The organism is Streptomyces sp. NBC_01717 (assembly GCF_036248255.1).
In the GTDB taxonomy this organism is placed as follows: domain Bacteria; phylum Actinomycetota; class Actinomycetes; order Streptomycetales; family Streptomycetaceae; genus Streptomyces.
Map to the genome: position 1 here is coordinate 827,718 of NZ_CP109178.1, position 20,828 is coordinate 848,545.

At 68.6% G+C, this 20,828-nt stretch carries 17 protein-coding genes and 2 pseudogenes; 5 read left to right on the forward strand and 14 right to left on the reverse strand.

Going from position 1 to position 20,828, the window contains the following annotated elements; translation table 11 throughout:
* Positions 1-63: 63 nt before the first annotated feature.
* Both OHB49_RS04055 and OHB49_RS04060 read right to left on the reverse strand, forming a co-directional pair.
* Entirely contained in the window at positions 64-3,654 is a 3,591-nt protein-coding gene (locus OHB49_RS04055; RefSeq protein WP_329157963.1) for a phosphodiester glycosidase family protein, read from the reverse strand.
* A gap of 826 nt (positions 3,655-4,480) precedes the next feature.
* Positions 4,481-4,642, reverse strand: a complete 162-nt coding sequence (locus OHB49_RS04060) for a hypothetical protein (RefSeq protein WP_443079701.1) — start codon at positions 4,640-4,642, stop codon at positions 4,481-4,483.
* On the opposite strand from OHB49_RS04060, the pseudogene OHB49_RS45775 reads away from it, so the two are divergent.
* Both OHB49_RS45775 and OHB49_RS04065 read left to right on the forward strand, forming a co-directional pair.
* Positions 4,617-4,853: pseudogene (locus tag OHB49_RS45775) on the forward strand (IS110 family transposase); the annotation flags it as partial. The gene OHB49_RS04060 and the pseudogene OHB49_RS45775 sit on opposite strands and share 26 nt — an antisense overlap.
* Before the next feature lie 51 nt (positions 4,854-4,904).
* A complete protein-coding gene (locus OHB49_RS04065) occupies positions 4,905-5,387 on the forward strand; it encodes a WapI family immunity protein (protein ID WP_329157965.1) in 483 nt (160 codons plus the stop codon).
* 376 nt (positions 5,388-5,763) lie between these two features.
* Here the strand turns inward: OHB49_RS04065 and OHB49_RS04070 are convergent, their stop codons facing one another.
* Together OHB49_RS04070 and OHB49_RS04075 are read right to left on the reverse strand one after the other, a co-directional pair.
* Positions 5,764-6,105, reverse strand: a complete 342-nt coding sequence (locus OHB49_RS04070) for a hypothetical protein (protein WP_329157967.1) — start codon at positions 6,103-6,105, stop codon at positions 5,764-5,766.
* A gap of 19 nt (positions 6,106-6,124) precedes the next feature.
* A complete protein-coding gene (locus tag OHB49_RS04075) occupies positions 6,125-7,366 on the reverse strand; it encodes a PP2C family protein-serine/threonine phosphatase (RefSeq protein WP_329166355.1) in 1,242 nt (413 codons plus the stop codon).
* A 729-nt stretch (positions 7,367-8,095) separates the two neighbouring features.
* Here OHB49_RS04075 and OHB49_RS04080 point away from each other — a divergent pair.
* Positions 8,096-8,239 (forward strand): hypothetical protein, encoded by a 144-nt coding sequence (locus OHB49_RS04080; RefSeq protein WP_329157969.1) that lies wholly within the window; start codon positions 8,096-8,098, stop codon positions 8,237-8,239.
* A gap of 32 nt (positions 8,240-8,271) precedes the next feature.
* Here OHB49_RS04080 and OHB49_RS04085 read toward each other — a convergent pair whose 3' ends face one another.
* The 6 genes and pseudogenes from OHB49_RS04085 to OHB49_RS04110 all read right to left on the reverse strand — a co-directional run bounded on the left by OHB49_RS04085 (position 8,272) and on the right by OHB49_RS04110 (position 12,068).
* A complete protein-coding gene (locus OHB49_RS04085) occupies positions 8,272-9,045 on the reverse strand; it encodes a hypothetical protein (protein ID WP_329157972.1) in 774 nt (257 codons plus the stop codon).
* A 294-nt stretch (positions 9,046-9,339) separates the two neighbouring features.
* Positions 9,340-9,633, reverse strand: coding sequence for a PAS domain-containing protein (locus OHB49_RS04090; protein ID WP_329157974.1), 294 nt, complete (start codon positions 9,631-9,633; stop codon positions 9,340-9,342).
* Between the two features lie 337 nt (positions 9,634-9,970).
* The gene (locus OHB49_RS04095) at positions 9,971-10,228 is read right to left on the reverse strand and encodes a hypothetical protein (protein ID WP_329157977.1); all 258 of its coding nucleotides are present in this window, start codon (positions 10,226-10,228) and stop codon (positions 9,971-9,973) included.
* 369 nt (positions 10,229-10,597) lie between these two features.
* Positions 10,598-11,175, reverse strand: a pseudogene (locus OHB49_RS04100) (DUF1062 domain-containing protein).
* Positions 11,176-11,554: 379 nt separating this feature from the next.
* Positions 11,555-11,704 (reverse strand): helicase associated domain-containing protein, encoded by a 150-nt coding sequence (locus OHB49_RS04105; RefSeq protein WP_329166356.1) that lies wholly within the window; start codon positions 11,702-11,704, stop codon positions 11,555-11,557.
* Between the two features lie 175 nt (positions 11,705-11,879).
* Positions 11,880-12,068: a hypothetical protein gene (locus OHB49_RS04110; protein ID WP_329157979.1), complete on the reverse strand. Its 189-nt coding sequence runs from the start codon at positions 12,066-12,068 to the stop codon at positions 11,880-11,882.
* Between the two features lie 333 nt (positions 12,069-12,401).
* Between OHB49_RS04110 and OHB49_RS04115 the strand changes: the two genes are divergently transcribed.
* Together OHB49_RS04115 and OHB49_RS04120 are read left to right on the forward strand one after the other, a co-directional pair.
* Positions 12,402-15,677, forward strand: a complete 3,276-nt coding sequence (locus OHB49_RS04115) for a S8 family peptidase (protein ID WP_329157981.1) — start codon at positions 12,402-12,404, stop codon at positions 15,675-15,677.
* Positions 15,678-16,219: 542 nt separating this feature from the next.
* Complete coding sequence (locus OHB49_RS04120; protein WP_329157983.1) at positions 16,220-16,468, forward strand: hypothetical protein; 249 nt, start codon at positions 16,220-16,222, stop codon at positions 16,466-16,468.
* 821 nt (positions 16,469-17,289) lie between these two features.
* Here OHB49_RS04120 and OHB49_RS04125 read toward each other — a convergent pair.
* From OHB49_RS04125 to OHB49_RS04140, 4 genes are all read right to left on the reverse strand, one after another.
* Positions 17,290-17,742 carry a hypothetical protein gene (locus OHB49_RS04125; RefSeq protein ID WP_329157985.1) on the reverse strand — a complete coding sequence of 151 codons (453 nt, stop codon included), beginning with the start codon at positions 17,740-17,742 and terminating at the stop codon, positions 17,290-17,292.
* Between the two features lie 232 nt (positions 17,743-17,974).
* The gene (locus OHB49_RS04130; protein ID WP_329157987.1) at positions 17,975-19,072 is read right to left on the reverse strand and encodes a hypothetical protein; all 1,098 of its coding nucleotides are present in this window, start codon (positions 19,070-19,072) and stop codon (positions 17,975-17,977) included.
* A gap of 230 nt (positions 19,073-19,302) precedes the next feature.
* Positions 19,303-20,067, reverse strand: coding sequence for a class I SAM-dependent methyltransferase (locus OHB49_RS04135; RefSeq protein WP_329157988.1), 765 nt, complete (start codon positions 20,065-20,067; stop codon positions 19,303-19,305).
* Positions 20,068-20,244: 177 nt separating this feature from the next.
* On the reverse strand, positions 20,245-20,649 hold the full coding sequence (locus OHB49_RS04140; RefSeq protein ID WP_329157990.1) for a hypothetical protein: 405 nt from the start codon (positions 20,647-20,649) through the stop codon (positions 20,245-20,247).
* Positions 20,650-20,828: the final 179 nt, after the last annotated feature.

Sequence of the window (20,828 nt, forward strand, 5' to 3'; positions counted from 1 at the left end):
CTGCGCGCGGCGGACCGGACCGCTCAGGAGCCGATCCACAACGGCTGCGTGCCCATGGTGGTGTCACTCGGACGCGGCCGGCAGGACCTCAATGGTCTTCGAGGTCGTGATCGGCGCGAGCGAGCTGTCGTCGGTGTAGGCGCGCATCGAGTCGTTCGTCACCGACACGGTCACCGAGCCAGTGCGCAGCGCGGTGAGCGTCCGGGTCTGCGGGTCGAGGATCGCGACCTTGCCCTTGTGGCGGGCCTGGTCGATGGCGTGCTTCCCGCTGCCGATCGCCAGGTTGGACGAGCCGCTCCAGTGGACCGACATCGGGTACCGCAGCGGCACCACACGGGTGCCCGTCCCAACGCCCTGCGGCTGCACGATGCTGCCCGAGAGAGCCGCGGTCTTGCCGGCCATGACCGAAGCGGGGGTGTTGAGCGTGATGGACTGCGCGAAGGCGCGCACATCGGCCTCGAGCCACTGCTGGTTCGCGCTCCGGTCCGCGTCGACGGACCAGTCGACCCACCCGGTGAAGCCACCGCGGTCCGGCGTGCCGTACGGGTCCTTACCCGACGACGGCAGCACCGTGTACGGGACACCCTCGAGGCGGTGGACGTTGGCAATCTGGGCGTGGGATCCGGCCATCGCGGCGCCCTTGCCCGTGGAGTCACGGAAGTCCGTGAGCATGTGCTCGATGAGCGCGACCTCGTCGCGGTCGCCGAGCTGGCTGGACTTCGTCTCGGCAGGGTCGTCCACCGGGTGGTGGGCGAACACCATGACGTTGCCCACGGACCGGTCCTTCTTGGCGTCGGCGAGCGCCTGCTGGAGCATCGGGAGCTGGTCCCACGCCGTCTGGCGCAGCGACCCGAGGGAGCTGGCGAGCAAGATGAACCGCGTGCCCTTGTGGTCAAACGTCCGGTACGGCTGGCCGAACTCCTTGGTGAAGTTCGACAGGTCGGACTGGACGTTGTTGAGGCCGTAGGACTCGTGGTTGCCCGGCACGTAGTAGCACGGGACCGAGCCGGCCTTCGGGTCCGGCGTGCTGTTCGCCGCCGGCTCCTGGCCGACCGGGACGAGGTCGCACCCGGCGTCGGTAAGCACCTTACGGGCAAGGGAGAGGTCCTGCGACAGGCCGCGGTCGGTGATGTCACCGTTGAGGACGATCAGGTCCGGATTGGTCTTGCGGATCCGTTGGATGGCGGCCGTCGCCACCTGGGTCAGCGCCGGGTTGTCGGCGGTGAACTGCACGTCCGACAGCGTGGCGAACTTCCACGTGTCGTGGCCCTGGAGCAGCGAGCCGTCGTCGGAGACGAGCGGGTCGGGCTGCAGGTCGGGCTGGGCGGGCAGGTCGATCGACGTCGGGATGTCGGCCTCGACGCGGTCCAGGACGAACATGCCCGCCTTCTGCTGCGCGACGCTCGTGTTGATGCCCTGGAAGCCCGAGATCGCGATCGGGAACTTCGTGTTCGCCGGCAGCGTGAACGACGCGTTCTGCCAGTTGTCGCTCGCGGTCAGGCCGGTGCCGTAGACGCCGCCACTCTTGCCGTCCGCATCGACGTAGCTGATGTAGGTCAGACCGTTCGGCACGCTAATGCTCGACTTGATCCGCACCCGCAGGCGCAGCGGCTGGCCGGGCACCTGGATGCGCCCGGCCAACGACGTCGCCGTGATGCCCACGTTGCGCATCGCATTGAAGTCGATCCGCAGGCCGTCGGGGTCCACCGAGAACGTCGTGGCCGCGGTGCTGTTGTTGCGCCAGCGGGCGAGCACGTCGTCGTCGAAGTCGTAGACCGTCTTGGTCTGCACACCGACCGTGATCGGGAGCTGGACCGACTTGCCGCCGACCGAGACCGTGAGGATCGTGCCCGCGTCGGTGAGCGGGGTGACCTTCAGCTTGCCGTCCACAGACTTGATGTCGACGACGCTGTGGTCGTAGTCGAGCGAGAGGTCCTGCGGGTCGATCGGAGCCGTGTAGCCCTGGGCGTCGCGGCCGGTCACCGAGACGGTGACAACGCTGTCGGGCGTCGCGTCGGGGATCGACAGGCGCTGGGACGACATCTCCACGCTGTTCACCGTGCCGAGGACGGAGACCTTCTGCTGCGCATGCTCGCCACGGACGTGCGCGCTGACCGTGAGCGTGCCGTGCGCCTTGATCGGGGCCGTGAGCGTGCCGCCCTTGACGGGCGCTCCGTTCGCGGACCACCGCACGGACTTCGGGTCGACCGTCACCGGCGTCTGGTGGTCGTCGACGCCCTCCGCGACGAGCGCACGGTGCATCCCCGCAAAGACCTTCACGCCACCATCGGCCGACGCCGCACCCGGCGCGGGCTTGACGAGGAGCTGGTCCAGCTTGCCGTCGCCCTTCGCGACGAACACCCCCACGCCGTTCGGGTCGTTGCGCTCATGGCCGTCGGACGGGACGTTGCGGACGGTCGCGGCGTCCTCGCCGAGCGCGCGGGCGACCATCGTGCTGGAGCCGCCGCCGTCGAGGTTGACCGCGGTCTCCACACCCATCGCGGCGAGGTCACGCGCTTCCTTGTCGATCCCGACGCCGCCCTTGCCGGTTCCGCCCGGTCCGTCCCAGGTGGCGAGCACGAGCGTCTTGCCACCGTCCTTGAAGCCGAGCGCGGTGCGCGGAGCGATCGAGGTGTCGAGGCCGCTGACGACCTTGCCGCCGGAGACGATGGTGCCGCCGTGACCGAGCGCGAACTTCATCGTCCTGGCAGCGTTGTCGGCGAGATCGTAGTCGAGCTTCACCGGGTCGCCGGGCTGCAGCGTGCGGAGCGCGGTCGCTGAGGCGCCGCGCCCGACGAGCACGAAGCTGTCGTCCGCGATCGTCCCCGAGCCCGCGGGACCGTTCGGCGTGACCGACACGACCGAGCCGTTTTTGACCAGCACCTCGGCGATCTGGTCGTTGGGCACGCCCGTCAGGCCGCCGTTGCGGCTGTAGTCGCCCCACGCCGGCGTAAACGCGATCAGACCGTCCGCGGGGACCCCGCCGCCGTTCGCAGCGTTGAGCGACAGCACCTTGTGGTCCGCACCCGCGAAGTTCGCGTTCGCGTTGACCGTGAGGTCCACGAGCTGGGCGATGCCGTCCTTGCTGACGCCTACGTGCTGGCGGCCGCTGATGTCGGCGGACTTGACCAGCTGCCCGTTCTGAACCTCGCCACCGAGCGCCGCGTTGGAGGCGCCGATGTCGAAGAACTCGCCGTTGACGCCCGCGACGGCACCGGCCTTGTTGGCGGCCACGCTGAGCGGCCCGCCGGACGCGACCGGCCCGGAGGTCAGCAGATCCGTGCCGACCGCGCGGTTGGACAGGTCCACGTTCAGGAACTGCGCGTCGTACCAGCCCTTCTGGTCCAGCGCCTTCACGTGCTGGAGGTCGATCCCCGGGCCGATCTTCTCGGACGTGTTGATCAAGGGGATTCCGCCGGTGATGGGCGCACCGCTGGCCGGCGCACCGCTGGCCGGCGCACCGCTGGCCGGCGCACCGGTGACGGGCGCACCGGTAGTCTGAGCACCGGTGACCGGATCAACGTTGGCCGGAGCAACGACGACCGGCGCGACTGGGCCGCTGTCCGCATACGCGACGGCCGGTGCGGCGGCCAGTGCGGTCGCTGTGGCGAGTACGACCAGCCATGGTCTCGTACGCCGATGGTTCAAGACCATCAATCTCATTGGTACCTCGGGTCAAGAGAGGAAGCGGGGGAAACTCCCCTGCTGCGCCCATGTCGATCATGGACGCACACCCGAGCAAAAAGGTCGACCAATACGTGCGAATGACGCCGCAACGAGCCTTTGGTGAACGCTGGCTGTAAGTTACAGCTTGTTGCTGTGGTGACCGCGAGCGTTTGCCGTGTCCGCCTGCGAATTGATGCCCTGTCGGTGCGCTTCCACATGGCCGACAGGCCGTCATCCTGGGGTGGCTGTCACCCATCGCATTCTGCGGCGAGGTCGATGCCCTGGCCGGACCTCGGGCGGTGCGTGCATCCGCCTGTGCCTCCCGCGCGTCCGGCGAGGCGGCGGCCGATCCGCGCCTCGAGCATCACGGCACGCGCTGGTTCCGCATGAGACATGCCTGTGGGGCGGACGACAGGTGACGCCTTCTGCCCCGGGCACGTACGCGGCGACGCCCGCACCGTCAGGGAGGGCGAGGTGATGACGATGGCGGTCACGGTCGCTCCCAGGGCGTATGTGTGGCCGTGCAGCCAGGCGAGGAGTTTGCCAGCGTGCGGCATTTTCCCCGGACCTTTCAAGGACTTTCACACCTGTCCCAGGGAGGTTCCAGGGACTTGCCGCCGCGTCGGCAGGACAGGCCCTGCCCAGCGCTGAAAGACACGAAGGCGCTGGCGCAGGCCTCGTCCCCTCAGGAACTGTGGGCCATGCCCTGCGTCTACCAGGTCCTGCGCCATCTGACCGCCGACACCGCCAGCCGCGCGGACCTGCCCGTGACGCATAGGGTGCGGGTCTCCTTGAGTGAGCGGATGTTGAACGGTTATGCGGCGATGTCGAGTTGCTCTTGGTAGAGCCCGGCGTGGGTGCGCTTGTACTCGCGGTGCACGTGGAAGGGCCAGTACTCCTCGAAGTCGCCGTTGGCGATGACGGCACGCAGCAGCAGGACCGCTTCGCCGCCGGGAAGGCTCCACCCCCCGGTCACATCCAGGCGGTCTTTCTACATGTCCGCCCTGACCAGCGTCCGCTACGACCTCAATTCCCGAACCATCTACGACCGCAAACGAGCCGAGGGAAGACACCGCACCCAGGCTGTGATCGCTCTCGCTCGCCGTCGCGTCAACGTCCTGTGGGCCCTCATTCGTGATCGGCGTCTCTGCGAGGTCATGCCACCGCCTGTCAGAGCCGCACCATGATCATTGGCCGGTGCTGTGCAGAGCTGGGAGAGCCCGTGTCATCCTGTGGCAGTGCTTTTGAGTGATCACGCAAACAGTGTCGAGCTCCGCCCGCTGCGCTATCAGTTCCCCCTGGTCGGAGGCTGCTCATATGACGACAACTGGCTGGTCATCAGTGGCGCATTGACGACCGCCGAGGGCAGCTGGTCCTTTTCCGATCCGTGCCTGCTGGTCGATGAAGCGCGTGAGGTGGCCGCATGGCTGCGGGCGGTGGCAGCGGGCACGGTGACTGTGACCGAACCTGATGCCGAAGGCGAGTTGTCCCCGGACACGTGGTTCGTCGAACCGGTCCTTGCCTTTAGCCTCGCCAACCGAAGCGAGGGTGGGGCAGTGCTTCGCGTTCACCTGTCTTTGGAGGCGGCTCCCCCATGGCAGCAGGGTGACGACGGAACGGACATCTACCAATACGTCGTGGAGGTGCGGCTGGATACGGTTGCGCTCCTACACTCGGCTGACCAGTGGGATCTTGCTCTGGCTTCTTTCCCGACGCGCTGATCGACGTGAGTCCTACCTGGACGCGGCGCAAAGGGAGCTCAGACCAGGCTCCAGGGCTTGACTTCTCCATTGGGAAGCCACTCTGGCGCTCAGTTTTTGCGCGGAGGTGAGCCGAAGCGCAACAGGTGTCACAAAGGCAGGCTTGTTGTCACCAGATCCTCGGCGTCCGGTGCTTGTACCCGCTGTTTCACCCGTTCGTCAACTGCGTCGACGGTGGATATGACCCGGCTATTTCGGCGTGGTGATCAGCGAGGACGCAGGCGGAGGCAGACTCGCTGAAGTACCGGTACGAGTAACGAGCCGACCTGCGAGTGAACACCAGCCCAGCCGAACCCCCCGGGCCAGCACGCCTCAAGATCAATCGCGGGGCAGCCCGTCAGCGCTGTACGGGGGCCTGTGCGGCTTGGGCGAAGTGCATGACGACCGCCTTCGAGCCGGCGGCGACTTCGTCGATGAGTTCGTAGCCGCGGGGATCTTCCGGGTGGTTGCGGACCCAGTCATTGGCGTAGCTGATGATCTGGTTGATGTCGCTGGGGCGCAGGAAGATGGCGTCGCCGGTAAGGAGCCGCTCGGGGGCCTTGTGCTGCCACAGCCGGTAGTACCGACCTTCGACATCGTTGAAGCCGAGATGGCGGTCACCTTGCGGGTTGATCAGGTGGGTGGTGAAGGGCAGATCGTTCGGGCCCGGCTGCCAGGGCGGTCGCCCTGCACCGGGCACGGCGCGGGTGGTTGTCGGCTCAATCGAGGGTGGCGAGGTGATCGGCGTCGCCGCCCCGCCACTCGATGAGGAAGATGGTCGCGTCGTCGCTGGTGACGTCGCCTCGTTCTTGCTTGAGGGCGTGCGAGAGCCCACGCACCACCGACCTGACCGCAGTGCGGTCACGGAGGATCCGATTGGTGCACTCGATGAGTTGTTCCTCACCGAACTGTTCGCCGCCGGTTTGGTGCTCCTCGATCAGGCCGTCGGTGAAGCACAGCAACCGGTCCCCGGGTTCCAGGATCCGCTCGCTGACTGTCGGCTGCTCCCCGCCGAAGCCGACCGGCAATGTGGTGGGGCTCTCCAGCCGGTCCACCACAGCGCGGTCACGGATCAGCAGCGGTGCCGGATGGCCTGCATTGACCCATTGCAACCGGCCCGTGGCGATGTTCAGACACATCATCTGTGCGGTGACGAAGTGGTCGGGGCCCAACTGCTCATTGATGGCCTTGTCCATGAACGCGTACACCTGGGACAGACCGGTCTTGGCCCGTCGCGTGTGGCGATAGGCGCCGATGGCCACCGTCGCCATGGTCGCCGCGTCCAGGCCGTGGCCCATCGCGTCGATCATGGCCACATGAAGGATGTCGCCGTTGAGGGCGTAGTCGAAACTGTCGCCGGCCACGTCGTACGCGGGCTCAAGAATCCCGGCCACCTCAACCTGCGGAACAGTCATCGACAGCGGGGGCAGCAACGACCACTGGATCTCCGCGGCCACACTTATCGGGGCGCGGCGACGGGTCTGGAAGAACAGGTCGGTGTAGGCGTCCTTGGTGACGATCATGTCTGCGACCAGGCCGGCGAGTCTGCGCAGCAACCGCCGGTCGTCGTCATCGACGCTGTCCAGGGTGACGGCCATCGCCCCGATCTGGTCACTGCCGTCGAGCAGCGGCAGATACATCCGCACACTGCCGTCCTGCGGCACCTCTACCGTTTTGCGGCTCAGGAACGCCTCGCCGGCGGGAGAGTCCTCGACCGGTTCGGGGTCACCGACCGTCAGCCGACGGCCCAGCAACGGCACCAGCAGCATTTGTTCGTAGTCCTGCAAGAGGATCGAGAGGTCCCGACCACCGACCCTGGCCACCTCTTCCGCAACGAGCGGAGCGATCAACTGCGGCGGCATCTCGTGAGCCCGGTCCAGCAGCACACCCAGCAACCGCTCACCAAACCCCTCCGACCGGTCCACCTCAAATCTGCTCGGCTTCCTCGCGCCTTCGATCATCGCTGCCTGCATCCCCTTCGTCCTGCTGCCTCGGGAAACTCACAGGGCGGCTGTCTCCCCGAGCTGTCCGCCAGGTGGCCCGGTGCTCGCCTTCGGTGGCCAGGCGCCGGCACAACGCCCTCAGCGTCCGCGTCTTCAACACCCCGGCCACGCATTTCGGCTCACCGTGTCCCCGGCCCAACACACACCCCGACACAAGGGCGATCCGCTCGATAGCGCTCATCACCTCGTACACACGGGGCTCCGCACACGACAGCGATCAACCCGTACAGCCTGGCACCGCCAACCGTCCCAACGAGCCGATTACGCCAGTGGCGGCATGTCGCACCCGGAGAGTGTGGCGGCCTCCCCGGTAGCCGTTGCGGAGTGAAGTGGAGCCGAGAGTTGGCGGCGCTGGTGATCTTCCCCGGGTGCCAGGTCCTCAGCTGCGGTTACTGTCCGCCCACTCGTCGCTGTTCCACGTGACGGGGTGTGGCGACGACGGGCTCGAACCTGATGTTGGGGTCGTTGCTGTGGACCAGGCAGATCAGCCGGCACTGAAGTACCGCGGCGCGGCGGGCGTGATCGGCGATGATGTGCTGTCCCCTGTCGCGTACAGAGCCAGCCCCCCAAATTCGCGAGCGCGCGCAGATCCTCGCCTCCACCCCGGGACAGGACTCCGAGTCCGTCCGGGACGGTCGCCAGCGAAGTCCAACCGCACGCCACGAAAAGAAGCCCCACCGTACTCCGTTGGCCTGCGCGGCGGTCGCCGCCGTCCGCGGCGCCCTGATCGCCTACTCCTCCGACAGCACCGGGGACGCGGACCATCGCTCCGTCGACGACTTCACCGCGCTGCTGAGGGAAGCGTTCGAGGTTCTGCGGGGCGCCGCGTAGGGCGGCATCCGAGTGCGACCGTCAGCGCTTGGTCAGCCGTTCGGGTAAGCCTCGGCGATCTGCTTGGCGTGCAGGACCGTCCACTGAGCCAGCATGTCGTGTACGAGGTAGAGGTCACGGCGGCGGGTCCAGGCCTGGCCCGACTCCGAGTCGTACGTGTGCGGCATGGCGAAGCCGTGCGGAGCGTACGCCTTCATGCCCCGGTCGCGGGTGGTCTGGACGCAGCGCTTGTGGTGGTCGCGGAAGCCGATGACGCAGGCAGTGCCGATGCCGCCCGGGGCCTTCATGCGGGCCTCCAGAACCTGGGCGGCGACCCCGTCGGTGCTCAGATAGGTGATTGAGCCGTCCGGCGCGATCACCGGCTCCATCGACGTGACGTCGGACATCCCGTACTTGGAGTCCAGGAAGCGAGCTATCTCCCACTGGGCATAGACGGGGACATCCCGCCGGGCACGGACCTTGGCAACCGTGTCCGCGAGTTGCTCGTTCACCGGGCCCGGTTCGTAGCGGACCTTGGTCGGGTCGCCGCCACCGACCGGGGGGCGGTTGCCGAAGGCATACGCCACGACGAAGTCGCACTCCGCCGGCGGTGCCGTCTCCGGATGCCAGTCGAGGCCCACGTCGTAGACATGCGGGATCAGGACTTCGGCCGTGTTCCTGTCGTCAAGTTCCGAGGCCAGAACGGCACGCATGTGAGGGAGCAGACCGGTGGCGGAGCGGTCGGCCGCACTCGCAGGGGTCGCGCTCAGCAGTGCGGGAGCGGCCACGCCCGCGGTCAAGGCGGCGGCGAAATCGCGTCGCTTCATGAAGTGTTGTTCCCTTCTTGGATCACTCGGCAAGGGGTTCGTACTTCACGGGTGCACCTCATGTCCGTCGATGCCGGCCGTCCTGCAGGCGGTAAACGGGGCGACGGTGAGCGCAAAGACGGGAGACGACACCGGCGAAGAAACGATCTTCAAGTCATGAATGCTTTAGGCCTGAGTGAACTGCGCGATGTACGGGACATGGCCTGTCGGCATAGATCGGCTGTCGTGCAAGGAACCCATGGCGCAGAGCGGCACCCGGTGGGAGCAGGTGGAGACCGAAGCACGGCGGATACGTCAAGGGGGCCCGGGGACCCGCATCCAGCCATGCGCGGTGACCTGCTTCTCTCCCGCCCAGACCCTGGCGACGCTCACCCGGACCTCGGCGAAATGCCGACCGAGCAGGCCTTCGGCCGCCACGCCGCGCATGCCCCGCGTGGCGGTGTTAACCCGCACCACCCGCAGCTCCGTATCCAGAACGTGCAGTCCCACCGGTGACTGGGTGAACAAGGCGTTCAAGATCGCCCCTCCCACCCAGTCCCCCGCGTCTCCACCCGCCGGCATTCGGCGCATCGGGTCCTCGTCCGCCACAAAGATCACCTCCGCCGCCCAGATTTCCCGACGCAGCGTGCCGATGGACCGTCACGCCGCGTCGGGTACCCGAACAGCCCCAACACGACTGCGGACCGGCAGGCGATTGGTCTATCCACGGCTTCGCTCCGGCAGGCGCTCGCAGGGCAGCACCGGTTCTCTACACCGTCGACCAGGCATCAGCGTTGGCCACCACGCTCCAACGAGGGTCTGCACTTCGATGACGTCCCCGTCCTGGGATGTCCCGGACGAGCTTCCCCGCCAGACCCTGGGAAGGCTGCGGCCGGGCGGGAGTCGTCCCCCACTCCCGGCCCCCACCGCTGCGGACTCGCGCTTTCTATGTGCGCGTGCCGGTCCGGCGCGCGTCGCGCTCCGGGTTGACGGCGATGACGGCGACGATGCCGCCGACGACGAGTAGGGCGGCGGTCAGCGCGAAGCCTGCCTGATAGCCGGCGGCGGGGGTGGCGGCGGAGTCGAGCTGCCGGCCCAGGACCACCGGGGCGAACATGCCGCCGAAGGTGACGATGCCGACGCACAGTCCCGAGGTGGCGCCGCGCAGTCGGACCGGCGAGATCTCGGCGTTCACCACGTACATGAGGGGGGACCCCGGCGACGGGCAGCCCGAAGACGAGGCACAGCAGCACCAGCCGGAGCGGGCCGGCCGGAACGGCTGAAGCGGCCATGAGGCAGCAACCGCTGACGATCGCGAGCAGGCCGGCCGTGATGCTCCGGGCGCACCGGCGTGTGGCGCCCCGGCGCATCCAGCGACCGGAGAGCAACGGCAGGACGAGCATCGCGAGCGTACCGAGCGCGGACGGCAGGGCGGCCAGTCTGCCTGCCGTGGCGGGGTCGTACCCGCCAACCTTGGTCAGGTAGGTGGGCACCCTTTCCGGGCCAAGGTCACGCTGATTAGGGCCTGTCCGGCGGATCGGATACTGCCGGACAGGCCCCGGGCCGGAAGGACTCAGCGCTTGAGCGTGAAGGTGAAAGCGCCCGAGAGCCTGCCGCTCAGCCGGACTGTCGACACGAGGTTCCCCTCGGCGAGCAGTCTCTCGACCTCGGCTCGCGAAAAGCCGAAACCTTCGGCGATCAGTCGCACCGGCCGCACAGGTATCCGCTCCGCAAAGCGGACCGAGACCTGGCCAACACCGGCGCTGGCGCCCACCGGCCGCGGTGCGCCCGGTGCGGCGGCGGACCGTACGGCGACTGCCAGGCCGGCCGCTCGGTTCGACCCGAGCCGCCCACGTTGCGACGCCGTACGACCTGGTCCTGGAGCAGTTCGGCTGCCAGGCCGCGGCTGTTGTCGTGCAGCAGGTTCAGGAGCTCGGGTCGAACGGAACGCACTTTCATCCGCTCCAGGACAGTGAGCTCGCTGGTGTGGCCGAACCCGGCGTACCGCGCGAGGAACCGTGCGTCGAGAGGCTTGTGGTTCGAGTTGACGCGGAATTTGCCGTTCGCCTCGAAGCGCCCGGAGGCGCACCTGTGGCAACGGCGGAGAACAATCGGCATGCGGGTGGGCACGGCCACCCAGTTTTTGGACACAGAAATACACCGGTTTCCAGTGAGAAGACCGCAGCGAAAAGGAGCGCGGCGCACATGTGCGACGCGCGACGGATCAGCGCTCGGGGGTCTCACTTGGTGTACAACGGCACGTCCTTGACAGGGCGACTGTGGGCGGGAGGACGCTAACAGCCCACGGGGGTGTGGCTCCACTGATTTTCGGGCGGGTTGCGATGCCTCGCAGCGGTAGCCCGGACCACCCAGCAGATCCATCACCCAGTCACCGCAAGGGGGCCCCGCCGTCAGACCGGGCTCCTGCTGTCTTCCGTGCGCAGGTCGCGAGACGTCCTGCCGCAGCTGAGAGTGCTTGCCGCCAGAACCGAACGATCCCGCCGCCCCCACCTCCCACCAGCCCCGCTTGTCAGCGCAGGCCGAGAGCGTCGAGCGCGCGAATCCGTTCGGTGGGCGGGCGATCCTTGCGGCGGCGGGCGTTGCTGATCCATTGTTCGAGACGTACGGGTTCACCGTCGAGGTGTCCTTCCCGATGGTGGAAGGCGCGGGCGGCGGCCAGGCCTTGATCTGGCGGGCGGCCGGTTTCCGTCTCTCTGGAGACGGCTCGGTGTTCTGGATCAGGCCGGGGTCATCAAGGAGATGCTGCTCGGTGGGGTGCACGCGGTCGGGGTGAGGTGGCAGGTTGCGAGTTCCCCAGTCGTTCGCGCCCAAGGAGCCGGAGCCGCCGTCAAGGACTAAAGGTGTCCGTCGTAGCCGCGGGCTGCGCCGACGATACCGATTTCGTCGGACAGGGTGGTGTCTCCGCCGGGGGCGACCGCGACGACGGTGCGGGCCATGTCCAGGCCACCGAACGCCACGACCGAGGTGCCCTTGGTGTCGATCCAGGCCCGGGGCCCAGACTCCAGACGTCCATAGCCCGGCATCTTCCACAACGTAGCCGCAGCCGGTGTTCCGCCGCGATCCCCCACCAAGACGGACGGATCCGGTTGTCAGCCGGGGCACCTCACCGCCGGACCTCCGCGTGACGGCGCCGCCTCCCTGACGCCTGAATGAGTGTTCGTCCCGCCGAGGGCGTTCCGGAAGGCGCCCCTTCGCGCGGGCCGTGGTCGCTCGTGAGGGCGGCCCCGGGGGCGCGGTGCAGTGGTAATGGCGCTGTAACGGCCTCCTCCTAAGTTGCGGCGTGCTGCGTCGCCCGCCCGCTGCTGTACCGGACGTGGTCGATGGGCTTCCCGTACCGCCGCTGGAGGAGCACACCCATGCACCCGCCTCGATCGCCCCGGCGCACATCCGCCGCGTGGGCGTCCGTACTCACCGCGGCGACCGTCGTCATCGGTCCGTCACCCGCCCTCGCCCTGGCCCCCCTTGCCGACGCGAGCACCCCCTACAACGACGGAACGCGCGCCCTCCTGAACCACGGCGCGATCAACGTCGACGACACGCACTGCGGGGGAACCCGGACCATGTCGGGGGGTCGTTCGGTCACCCTCGTCACCGGGGACACGGTGACGGTCCGGCCCGCGGCGGGCCCCTGTGGCAAGGAGCTGACCTCGATCGAGCCTGCGAAGGGTCGGGAGGGCGTGCCGTACGCGACCCTGCGTGGAAAGGACGGTCACGTCTCCGTCGTCCCCGCCGACGCGCAGCCCCTCATCGCCGCAGGACGTGTGGACCCGCGGCTCTTCGACGTGACCGGGCTGCTGGGCATGAAGTACGGCGACGACGAACGCCGCACGCTCCCCCTGATCGCTGACGGCGCACCCCGGAGCAGCCCGGCTGCCGCCCGCTCGCTGCCCGCCCTGGGCTTCACCGCGGGCGCGGTCGCCAAGCCGGATCTCGGCGAGGTGTGGAAGGACACCCTCGGGGACGACGACAGCCGGCTGTGGCTCGACGGCCGTCGTAAGGTCCTCGACGAGACCAGCACCCGGCAGATCGGCGCGCCGTACGCCTGGTCCCGGGGGCTCACGGGCAAGGGCGTCACGGTCGCCGTTCTCGACTCGGGTGCCGACGCGACCCACCCCGACCTCGCGGGTGCCATCTCCGTATCGAAGGATTTCACCGGCACCGGTGAGGGTGACGGAAACGGCCACGGGACCCATGTCGCGGCCACCGTCGCCGGCCGCGGAGCCGCCCACCCCGGGGTGGCGCCCGGCGCCTCCCTGGCCATCGGCAAGGTTCTCGACTCGGCGGGCCAGGGCTCCGATTCCGCTGTCCTCGCCGGAATGGAGTGGGCCGCGAAGGACATCCACGCCGATGTGGTCAGCATGAGCCTCGGCGGCACCGACACCCAGGGCACCGACCCCCTCGAAGCGGCCGTCGACGCGCTGTCCGCCACCACCGGAACCCTCTTCGTCATCGCGGCCGGGAACAGCGGCGCGGCCCGTACCATCAGTTCACCCGGCAGTGCGGACGCCGCGCTCACCGTCGGCGCTGTCGACTCGACGGGCGCCCTCGCGAGCTTCTCCAGCCGTGGCCCGCGTATCGGCGACCACGGCGTGAAGCCCGAGATCGCCGCACCCGGCGTCGGCATTACCGCGGCCGCCCCGGGCGGCGGATACGCCACGATGTCCGGTACGTCGATGGCCACCCCGCATGTCGCGGGCGCCGCCGCGATCCTCGCCCAGCAACACCCCGACTGGACCGGGCAGCAGCTGAAGGACGCACTCGTGAGCTCGGCGTCCGGCGACCGGGCGACCGCCTTCGAGACCGGTGCGGGACAACTCGACGTCGCCGCAGCCGTGGACGCCACCGTCACCGCGTCCCCCGGCAACACCAGCACAAAGGTGCCGTACGGCACGGAGAAAGCGAGCCGCACGGTCACCTATCGCAACGGCGGCGACCGTGACGTGACCCTCGCCCTGGCCGAGGACGCCGACGCGATACGCCTCGGCCGGCGATCCCTGCGGGTCCCCGCGCACGGCACCGCCTCCGTCGACCTGCGGATCGGCTGCGCCCGCCCCGGCTCGTACGCAGGGGTGCTGACGGCGAAGGTCGCAGGGGGCGGGACCGTACGCACGGTGGTCGGCGCCTATGTCGAACCCGAGGCCGGTGACCTCACAGTGCGCTTCGTCGGCTTCGACGGGCAGCCGCTCCCGGGCCAGGTGTGGCAGATCGTCAACATGCGGACCGGTGAGGCGGATTACGTCGTCGCCTCCGAGGGAACGGCAACCGTTCACCTTCCCGCCGGCGACTACACCATGCCGGTGTACGCACGAACGAAGACGACCGACGGCAAGGCGGTCGCCGTCATGGCGAACGTCCCGGTGACGGTGCGCGCCGGCACGCAGACCGTTACGGTCGATGCCCGCGAGACACACAAGCTGGACGCGGTCCTCGATGACGACCCCGCCGCCAAGCTCGACTTCCAGGCTCTCGACCTGGAACGCAGCATCGGTGGCATCAGCGTCAACTGGTCGACCGGAGTGTCCCCTTCGACGGTGACCATGGTCCCGTCCGCGCGGGCCGCCGGGCTGAGCTACCGCCATCACGCGGTCTTCGTCCCCGGCAAGGCCAGCCCCACCCAGAACTGGCGCGCCGACACCGTCGACGTCCGGTCCGGTGAGGTGCCCGCCGAGCAGACGCACCATGCCTCGCTCGCCGCTCTGGCCTCCGTCCGCACCGTCTACCGGGCCCAGGCCTACACCGGCAACAACCAGGCCGTGATCCGTATGGCGCCGCTGTATCCAGGAGAGGGCGGGGTACGACTGCGGCAGACCGTCACCCCGCCCACAGCGGTCACCACGCACTACGTCGAGAACGCCGTGCCCGGACTGGAGTGGGTGCGCCTGATCGGCTGGTCCGGTCTGACCGGTGGCGGCTTCGCCATGAGCGACACCCGCGCGCTCGCCGGTGGTGAGGAGGAGACCTTCGGCGCCTCCGCACTGGGCCCGGTGGTTGCCGCCGGTGAGGCGGTCCGCGAGGGCGACGCCATGCGCATCCGGCTCGGCAACCTGCTCGCCGACCCGGTGTCGGGCCACGCGGGCGCCACCGAGAGCACCGGCACCCTGACACTCGACCGGGGCGCCGACCGGCTCGTGACCCGGCCCGTCGGGCCGGCGGGAGCCGATCTCACCGCCGAGCTGGCCGATGGCCGGGCCACGTACCGCCTCACACTCGATCAGTCGCGCAGCGGCTGGATCCTGCCGACGAGTGCCCGGGTCACCACGGAGTGGACCTTCCGTTCCGGGCACACCGGCCGGGTCCAGGAGCTGCCACTGACCAGTCTGCGGATCGAGCCAGGCCGCCTCGACGGGGGTAACGGGACCCCGTACGCCAGTGAACTGCCGCTCGTCGTGAGGACCGAGAGCGCGGACGGCGGACCGCAGGTGACGAAGATGACCGCGGAGGTCAGCTTCGACGGCGGTGCGACATGGGTGGCCGCTCCAGTCTCCCGCGGCCCGGGCGGGAGTTGGGCGGGCACGCTCGTCAACCCGGAGTCCGGCCCGGAGCGCGGCGGCGCCGCACTACGTGTGACGGCGCGCGACTCGGACGGGGGCACGGTCACTCAGACCGTGCTCAACGCCTACCGGTTCCGCTGAGGCCACATGCCTGATCCCGGGCCCCGGATGCTTCGGGGCCCGAGATCAGGAGGGCTTACCACCAAGGTCCACTTGGCAGCAGAGGGCAACTGCTTGCCCATCGCTTTCGTACTGACCCCGGACAGGCCGGTGTCGCACCCGCATTTGAGCAGGTGCCAGCCCGGGCTGGGTTGCACCGACGCCGAGCGCTCGGTCGCTCCGAGATCCGGGCCATTCCCGGACCAGGTCTCGCCAGAAGGCCACCAGGAAAGGTGTTTTCGCTTGTCAACAGCGGTGCGGAATGTGTACCACCAGCAGACGAAGAATCTGCTGGTGAGCTACTCGGCGCAGAAGCTGGGGTTCCTCTAAGGGCACAACAATGGGCGCCTGACCATGTCTTTTACCGGTCAGGCGCCCTTCACTCGACCTATTCAGACCAGAGCCTGTTTTGCCATAACTCCCAGTTTCTCCCACAACTATCCCGCTCCTGACCAGCCGTTCCGGACCAGTCGCGGACCAAAATCCCGACTCACCCCCTCGGGCGCCCCGCCCCGGCTGACGCGATGCCACTCCTTCATCGACTGCTCGATGAGGCGGTTGGCCTGCACCTGGACGCTCTGCCCGGCCCACCGCGCACACTCCGCGGGGTCGACACCAGAACGGGATTGCCCGGCGCGCCGCCGGACCGGCCCGTCCACGTCAGCTCGCTCGTCGACTCCGGACTCGGTCCCATCGACGCGCAGGTCGCTGCCACCGTGCAGATGGCCACCGAAGCGCTGCAGGGCGCGCTGGGGTTCAGGTCGAGGCTGTGAGCATTCCGGCACTCAAGCGGGACAACCCCCTCGATCTCTGCTACCGGCAGCACGTCATGGACCCGCGCGCCGCTTCGCCGCCCGGTACACCCGGCGCAACTCACTGGCGTCCGTGCAGTCCATACCTCCCGTGCGGCACTCGGCGCACGCCAGGGTGTGGCGGATGAACCCGCTGTATGCGGTCTGGACGATGGCATCTTCGGCCCTGTGCTCGGCCGCCATTGGGCCGGTTGGCCTTCCGGCGTATCCGCTTAGGAGGTCCCCCGGCTGGCTGAGCCCGCAACTCCCGTTGCATCGACACCTGGCGCCTCTATGGGCCACTTGACCGCCCGGGAAGCGGCAACGCGCCCAACCAGCACAAACACCACTAGAGCCTGTTGCATCGAGGGCCGTGATGGCATGCTGAGGGCCGTGATCAAAAGAATCGAGTCCTCCGCCCGCCGATGAGCGGGCCGATCGGGCCAGGGCTGCCCGAATCACGGACACCACTCTTCAAGTACGCGCTGCAGTTGCACCGGCTGGCCCCGGAAGAGCCACTGCCGAGAGACGGGGAACCGTATCCCGACGATGCGTTGCACCGTCGGCGCCCTCGGCCGAAGCCGCCGGAGGACCGACACTTGGCAGGCAAGGACGCAGCGCTCATTCTGGACAGGCATTTCGCGCGTAGCACCTCTCTTCCAATCGAATTGGCCGACGCGTTCCACGACGTCTACATCCCGATTCACCCCAACGAACACATCACCGCCGCTGCTGAGCGGGCGGACAGGGAACGCGTCCGCGAGACGGGTCGGTGGCTGATCCGACACGCTACCGACCGCTGCTCAGTAACCGTGGGGCTCGCCCTGATCGCCTCCGTGGGAGCGGTCGACGACATTCCCCTGATCCAAACGATTGGATTGCTGTCCAACCGGTTCGGTCCGCTTGCAGCACACACCTTGGAGAGACGGCCTGGAGGCACCGAGGCTCTCCTCTGGCTCGCTGATCGAGTTACCGGCTGGGGACGGGTCTACGTCGTGGAAGCCCTCTGCCGGCTCGACGATCCCGTTGCTCGGCCCTGGCTCCTCCGCAGGGCGTGCGATGGCGATTTCCTCAACGCGTACTTCGTCGGCAACGTCGCTCAGACCGCCGGCCTCCATGAAGCCATCACCGGACCTTGCGTGGATGCCGACATCACTGACCACACCGGCAGGCTGCTTCTGGTGATGACCTACAGCCAAGGCATGGGCATGACCCTCGCGCGCTACCCCCAAGCCGAGGAGGTACTGGCTGCGCATCTGCGCCGCCTCAAGCGTTTGGGGCCCACCGCCAGCCGCTACTGCCTCGCCGCGTGGCTGGCGAGCAGCCTGGGTGAGCACGGTGACTCAGGTTCGATCGGTCCTGTTCAGCGTTGGCAGCCCTACCGGGACGACTGCCTGGACTGCCACGAGGGCACGCCGGCCGACCCCGATCGGCAGCTGGATGTTCATCGACCTCGGGGTTGGGGTGGCCGCCACCGAGTAACGCCCGCTAGGACCGTGTCGCCCTCGCGCACTCGTCCCCAGAGGACTCGCCCCGCCCGACCGGCGCGCTGCGGTCGTACGGGTCGACCACCGTGCCGGCCTCGTCCGCCCGGCGGTCCGTGCCGAAGGGCGGGGTGAAGTAGCCCGTGGGGGCGCCGCAGCCGCCGTTGGTCATGTCGTATTTGTACGAGACGATCGAGAACGTGCCCGGCTCGGTGATCACCTTGTCAGGGTCGTCCCAGCTCAGGACCAGCTCGCGTCGGACGATCGTGCGCACGATCTCGTCGCCGCCCGCGTCAGCGCGGGTGACCGGGTAGACGAAGGTGACGTCGGCGGTCACCTGGAGCGCGCCGCGCTCGCCCTCCCGGTAGGTGAGCCGGCCCCGGGTCTTCACGACGTCGCCGACCAGGTGGGTGCGGGAGGGCTGGAAGCGGCTGAAGAGGAGAAGGGGGTCGTTCTTCTCGCTCGGGGTTCGGAAAGCGGTTTTCAGAAAGTCTTGGACATCCTTCTGGTGCGGGTTGATCAGTGCAATCGCCTTCTCGGGGTGCTCGCCCCGCAGCACCCCGCGGTCCAGGCCGGACGCGACGAGGAATTCCCGGCTGCGGGCGAGGGCCCGCTCGACCTCGGCCGCGCTCATCCAGCCGACCGCCCCGGCCTTCGGCACGGTGATCCCCGCCGCTCCGCTCGCCCAACTCGCCGCCGGCGAGCCGCGGAAGGGCTTGTCCATGGTGGGGGGTTGGGCCGCCTCCGTCGGAGGTACCTGGGTCGGGCGGGCGGTCTCGGCCGCCAGCGGTGGCGCGTCAGGGTCGTCGCCGGCGAACAGGTCCACTATCCGCCCCGGCGCGAGCGCCACCACCAGCAGCACCAGCGAGGCCAGCAGCCCGACCACGTACCAGCCCGTGCGCTGCTTGGGCCGCGTGTGCGTGTAGCTGCGCCAGCCCTCCAGGTCGCGGCTGGGCTCCGCGCGCAGCCGCTTCGCCACGTCGCGGGCCCGCGCCGACGGCTCCTTGGGCGCGTCGGCGGCACCCGCCACCGACTCGCGCAGAAACCGCTCCCACTCCTCGTCGGACCTGGACGAGCCGTCCGGTTCCGTACCCGCGCCCATCCCCAACCCCCTGGCAATCAGCAGACCGCGGCCCACTTCCCTGGGACGCGTCGGCATAATGACACAGAGCGCTGACAGCGAGGCCGGCTGGGCGGATGGTGTGGGCGCGCCACCCTCTCTCAACTGGCTTCCCGATGGGGAAGTCAAGCTATGTCGAGGGGCAGAATCCAGTTCCGTGATCAGTAGAAGAACCAGACCGCGAGCCGCACGTGCTCTGGTGCGCACGCTCCCTAGGGCATTCCGGGAGGGACGGGCTCCGCGGTACCGCGCCGCGCCACGAACACGAACTCCCTGCCCGGCCGGTCGGGTGCGTCGCGTACGTCCTCGACGACGAAGCCGTGTTCGAGCAAGTCCCGCTCGATCTCCGTACGTTCGCGGAAGCGAAGTGTCGATTCCGAGGGCAGTACGTCCCCGTCCGAAGCGAACACGTGCGTACCCCGGAAGCTCACCAGCGGCAGGCTCACGTCCGTCAGCTCGGCCCATGTCTCGACGTGGCCGACGCCCGGGATGTCCGTCATGCGGTACGTGGTCTCGCGCGTCCACTCCGCCCACTCCTCCCACACGCGCTGCGCCGGATCGCGCGTCTCGAAGACAAGCCGCCCGCCGGGCCGCAGCGCCTCGTACGCGCCGCGCAGCGTCGTACGCCACGCCTGCGGATCGGCGATCGCCTGGGCGACGTTCCCGGTCATCGTCACCAGGTCGATCTGCATGGGCGGCAGGTCCCCCGCGTCGCCGTCGAGCCATCGCACCCGCTCCGCGCCCGGCTTGCCACGCGCGACGTCGACGGACGCCCACGCGGGATCGATCCCGGTGACCGTAATCCCGCGCTCGGCGAGCAGCAGCGCGAACACGCCCGTACCGCACCCGATGTCCAGCACGGACCGCGCGCCGAACTCCTCCGCCATCGCGAGATACGCGTCGAGATCGCTGCGGTCCGGATCGAGTAAGTCGTAGATGGCGGCGAGGCGCGGATGCCCGAAAGCTGCGTCAACCATGGAGGCGAACGTATGTGGCCTTGAGCCCGCGCGGCCACTGCTTTTTCGGGTTACGGCGCCAAGCGGGCGCGGCGAAGTGCGCCGCTGATCCCGGCGCCCCTATCGGGCACGGCCGTACCGAAGCGAACCTCGCCCAGGCCGCTTAGTGGTCGGCGCCGTAAATCCTTCGGGGGTTGTTCACGCTGCCGGCGCGACAGAGGATTCTTCGTGGTGATCGGCGGTGTGCCGGTCGAGCCTGGCCAGCAGATCGTCCAGGTCGGAGGTGGTGAACCTCCACTGGAACGGCTGTGCCGTGGCGTTGTAGCGGTCTTCGAAGGCTCGGAGCCGGTCCCTCACCTCGGTGACGTCGGTGAGGTCGTTGGGCGAGAGGGCCTTGCGCTGGACGGCAGAGAAGTAGATCTCGACTTGGTTGAGCCAGGAGGCGTGCACGCGAGTGTGGACCATGACCGTGTTCGGGAACGCCGCGGTGAGCCGGTCGGCCGCCTTCTGACCGCGATGGGAGGGGCCGTTGTCGACGATCCAGAACACGCGCTTGGCGCTCGCGTAGGGTTCCTGGCTCATGACCTGGGTAGCCAGGTTCATGAACGGGACGATGCCGGCGGGCATGGCGGGCGAACCGATCGGCCGAAGTGGCTCACTGGTACCCCGCAGTCTGCCCCGCCCGTCACCGCCCCAGCCCCCGCAATGACCGGTGCAAGAGGCCACTTGGACAGGGAAAACGCAACTTCGACATGGCCCGCAGAGGCAGCTACCTTTACCTG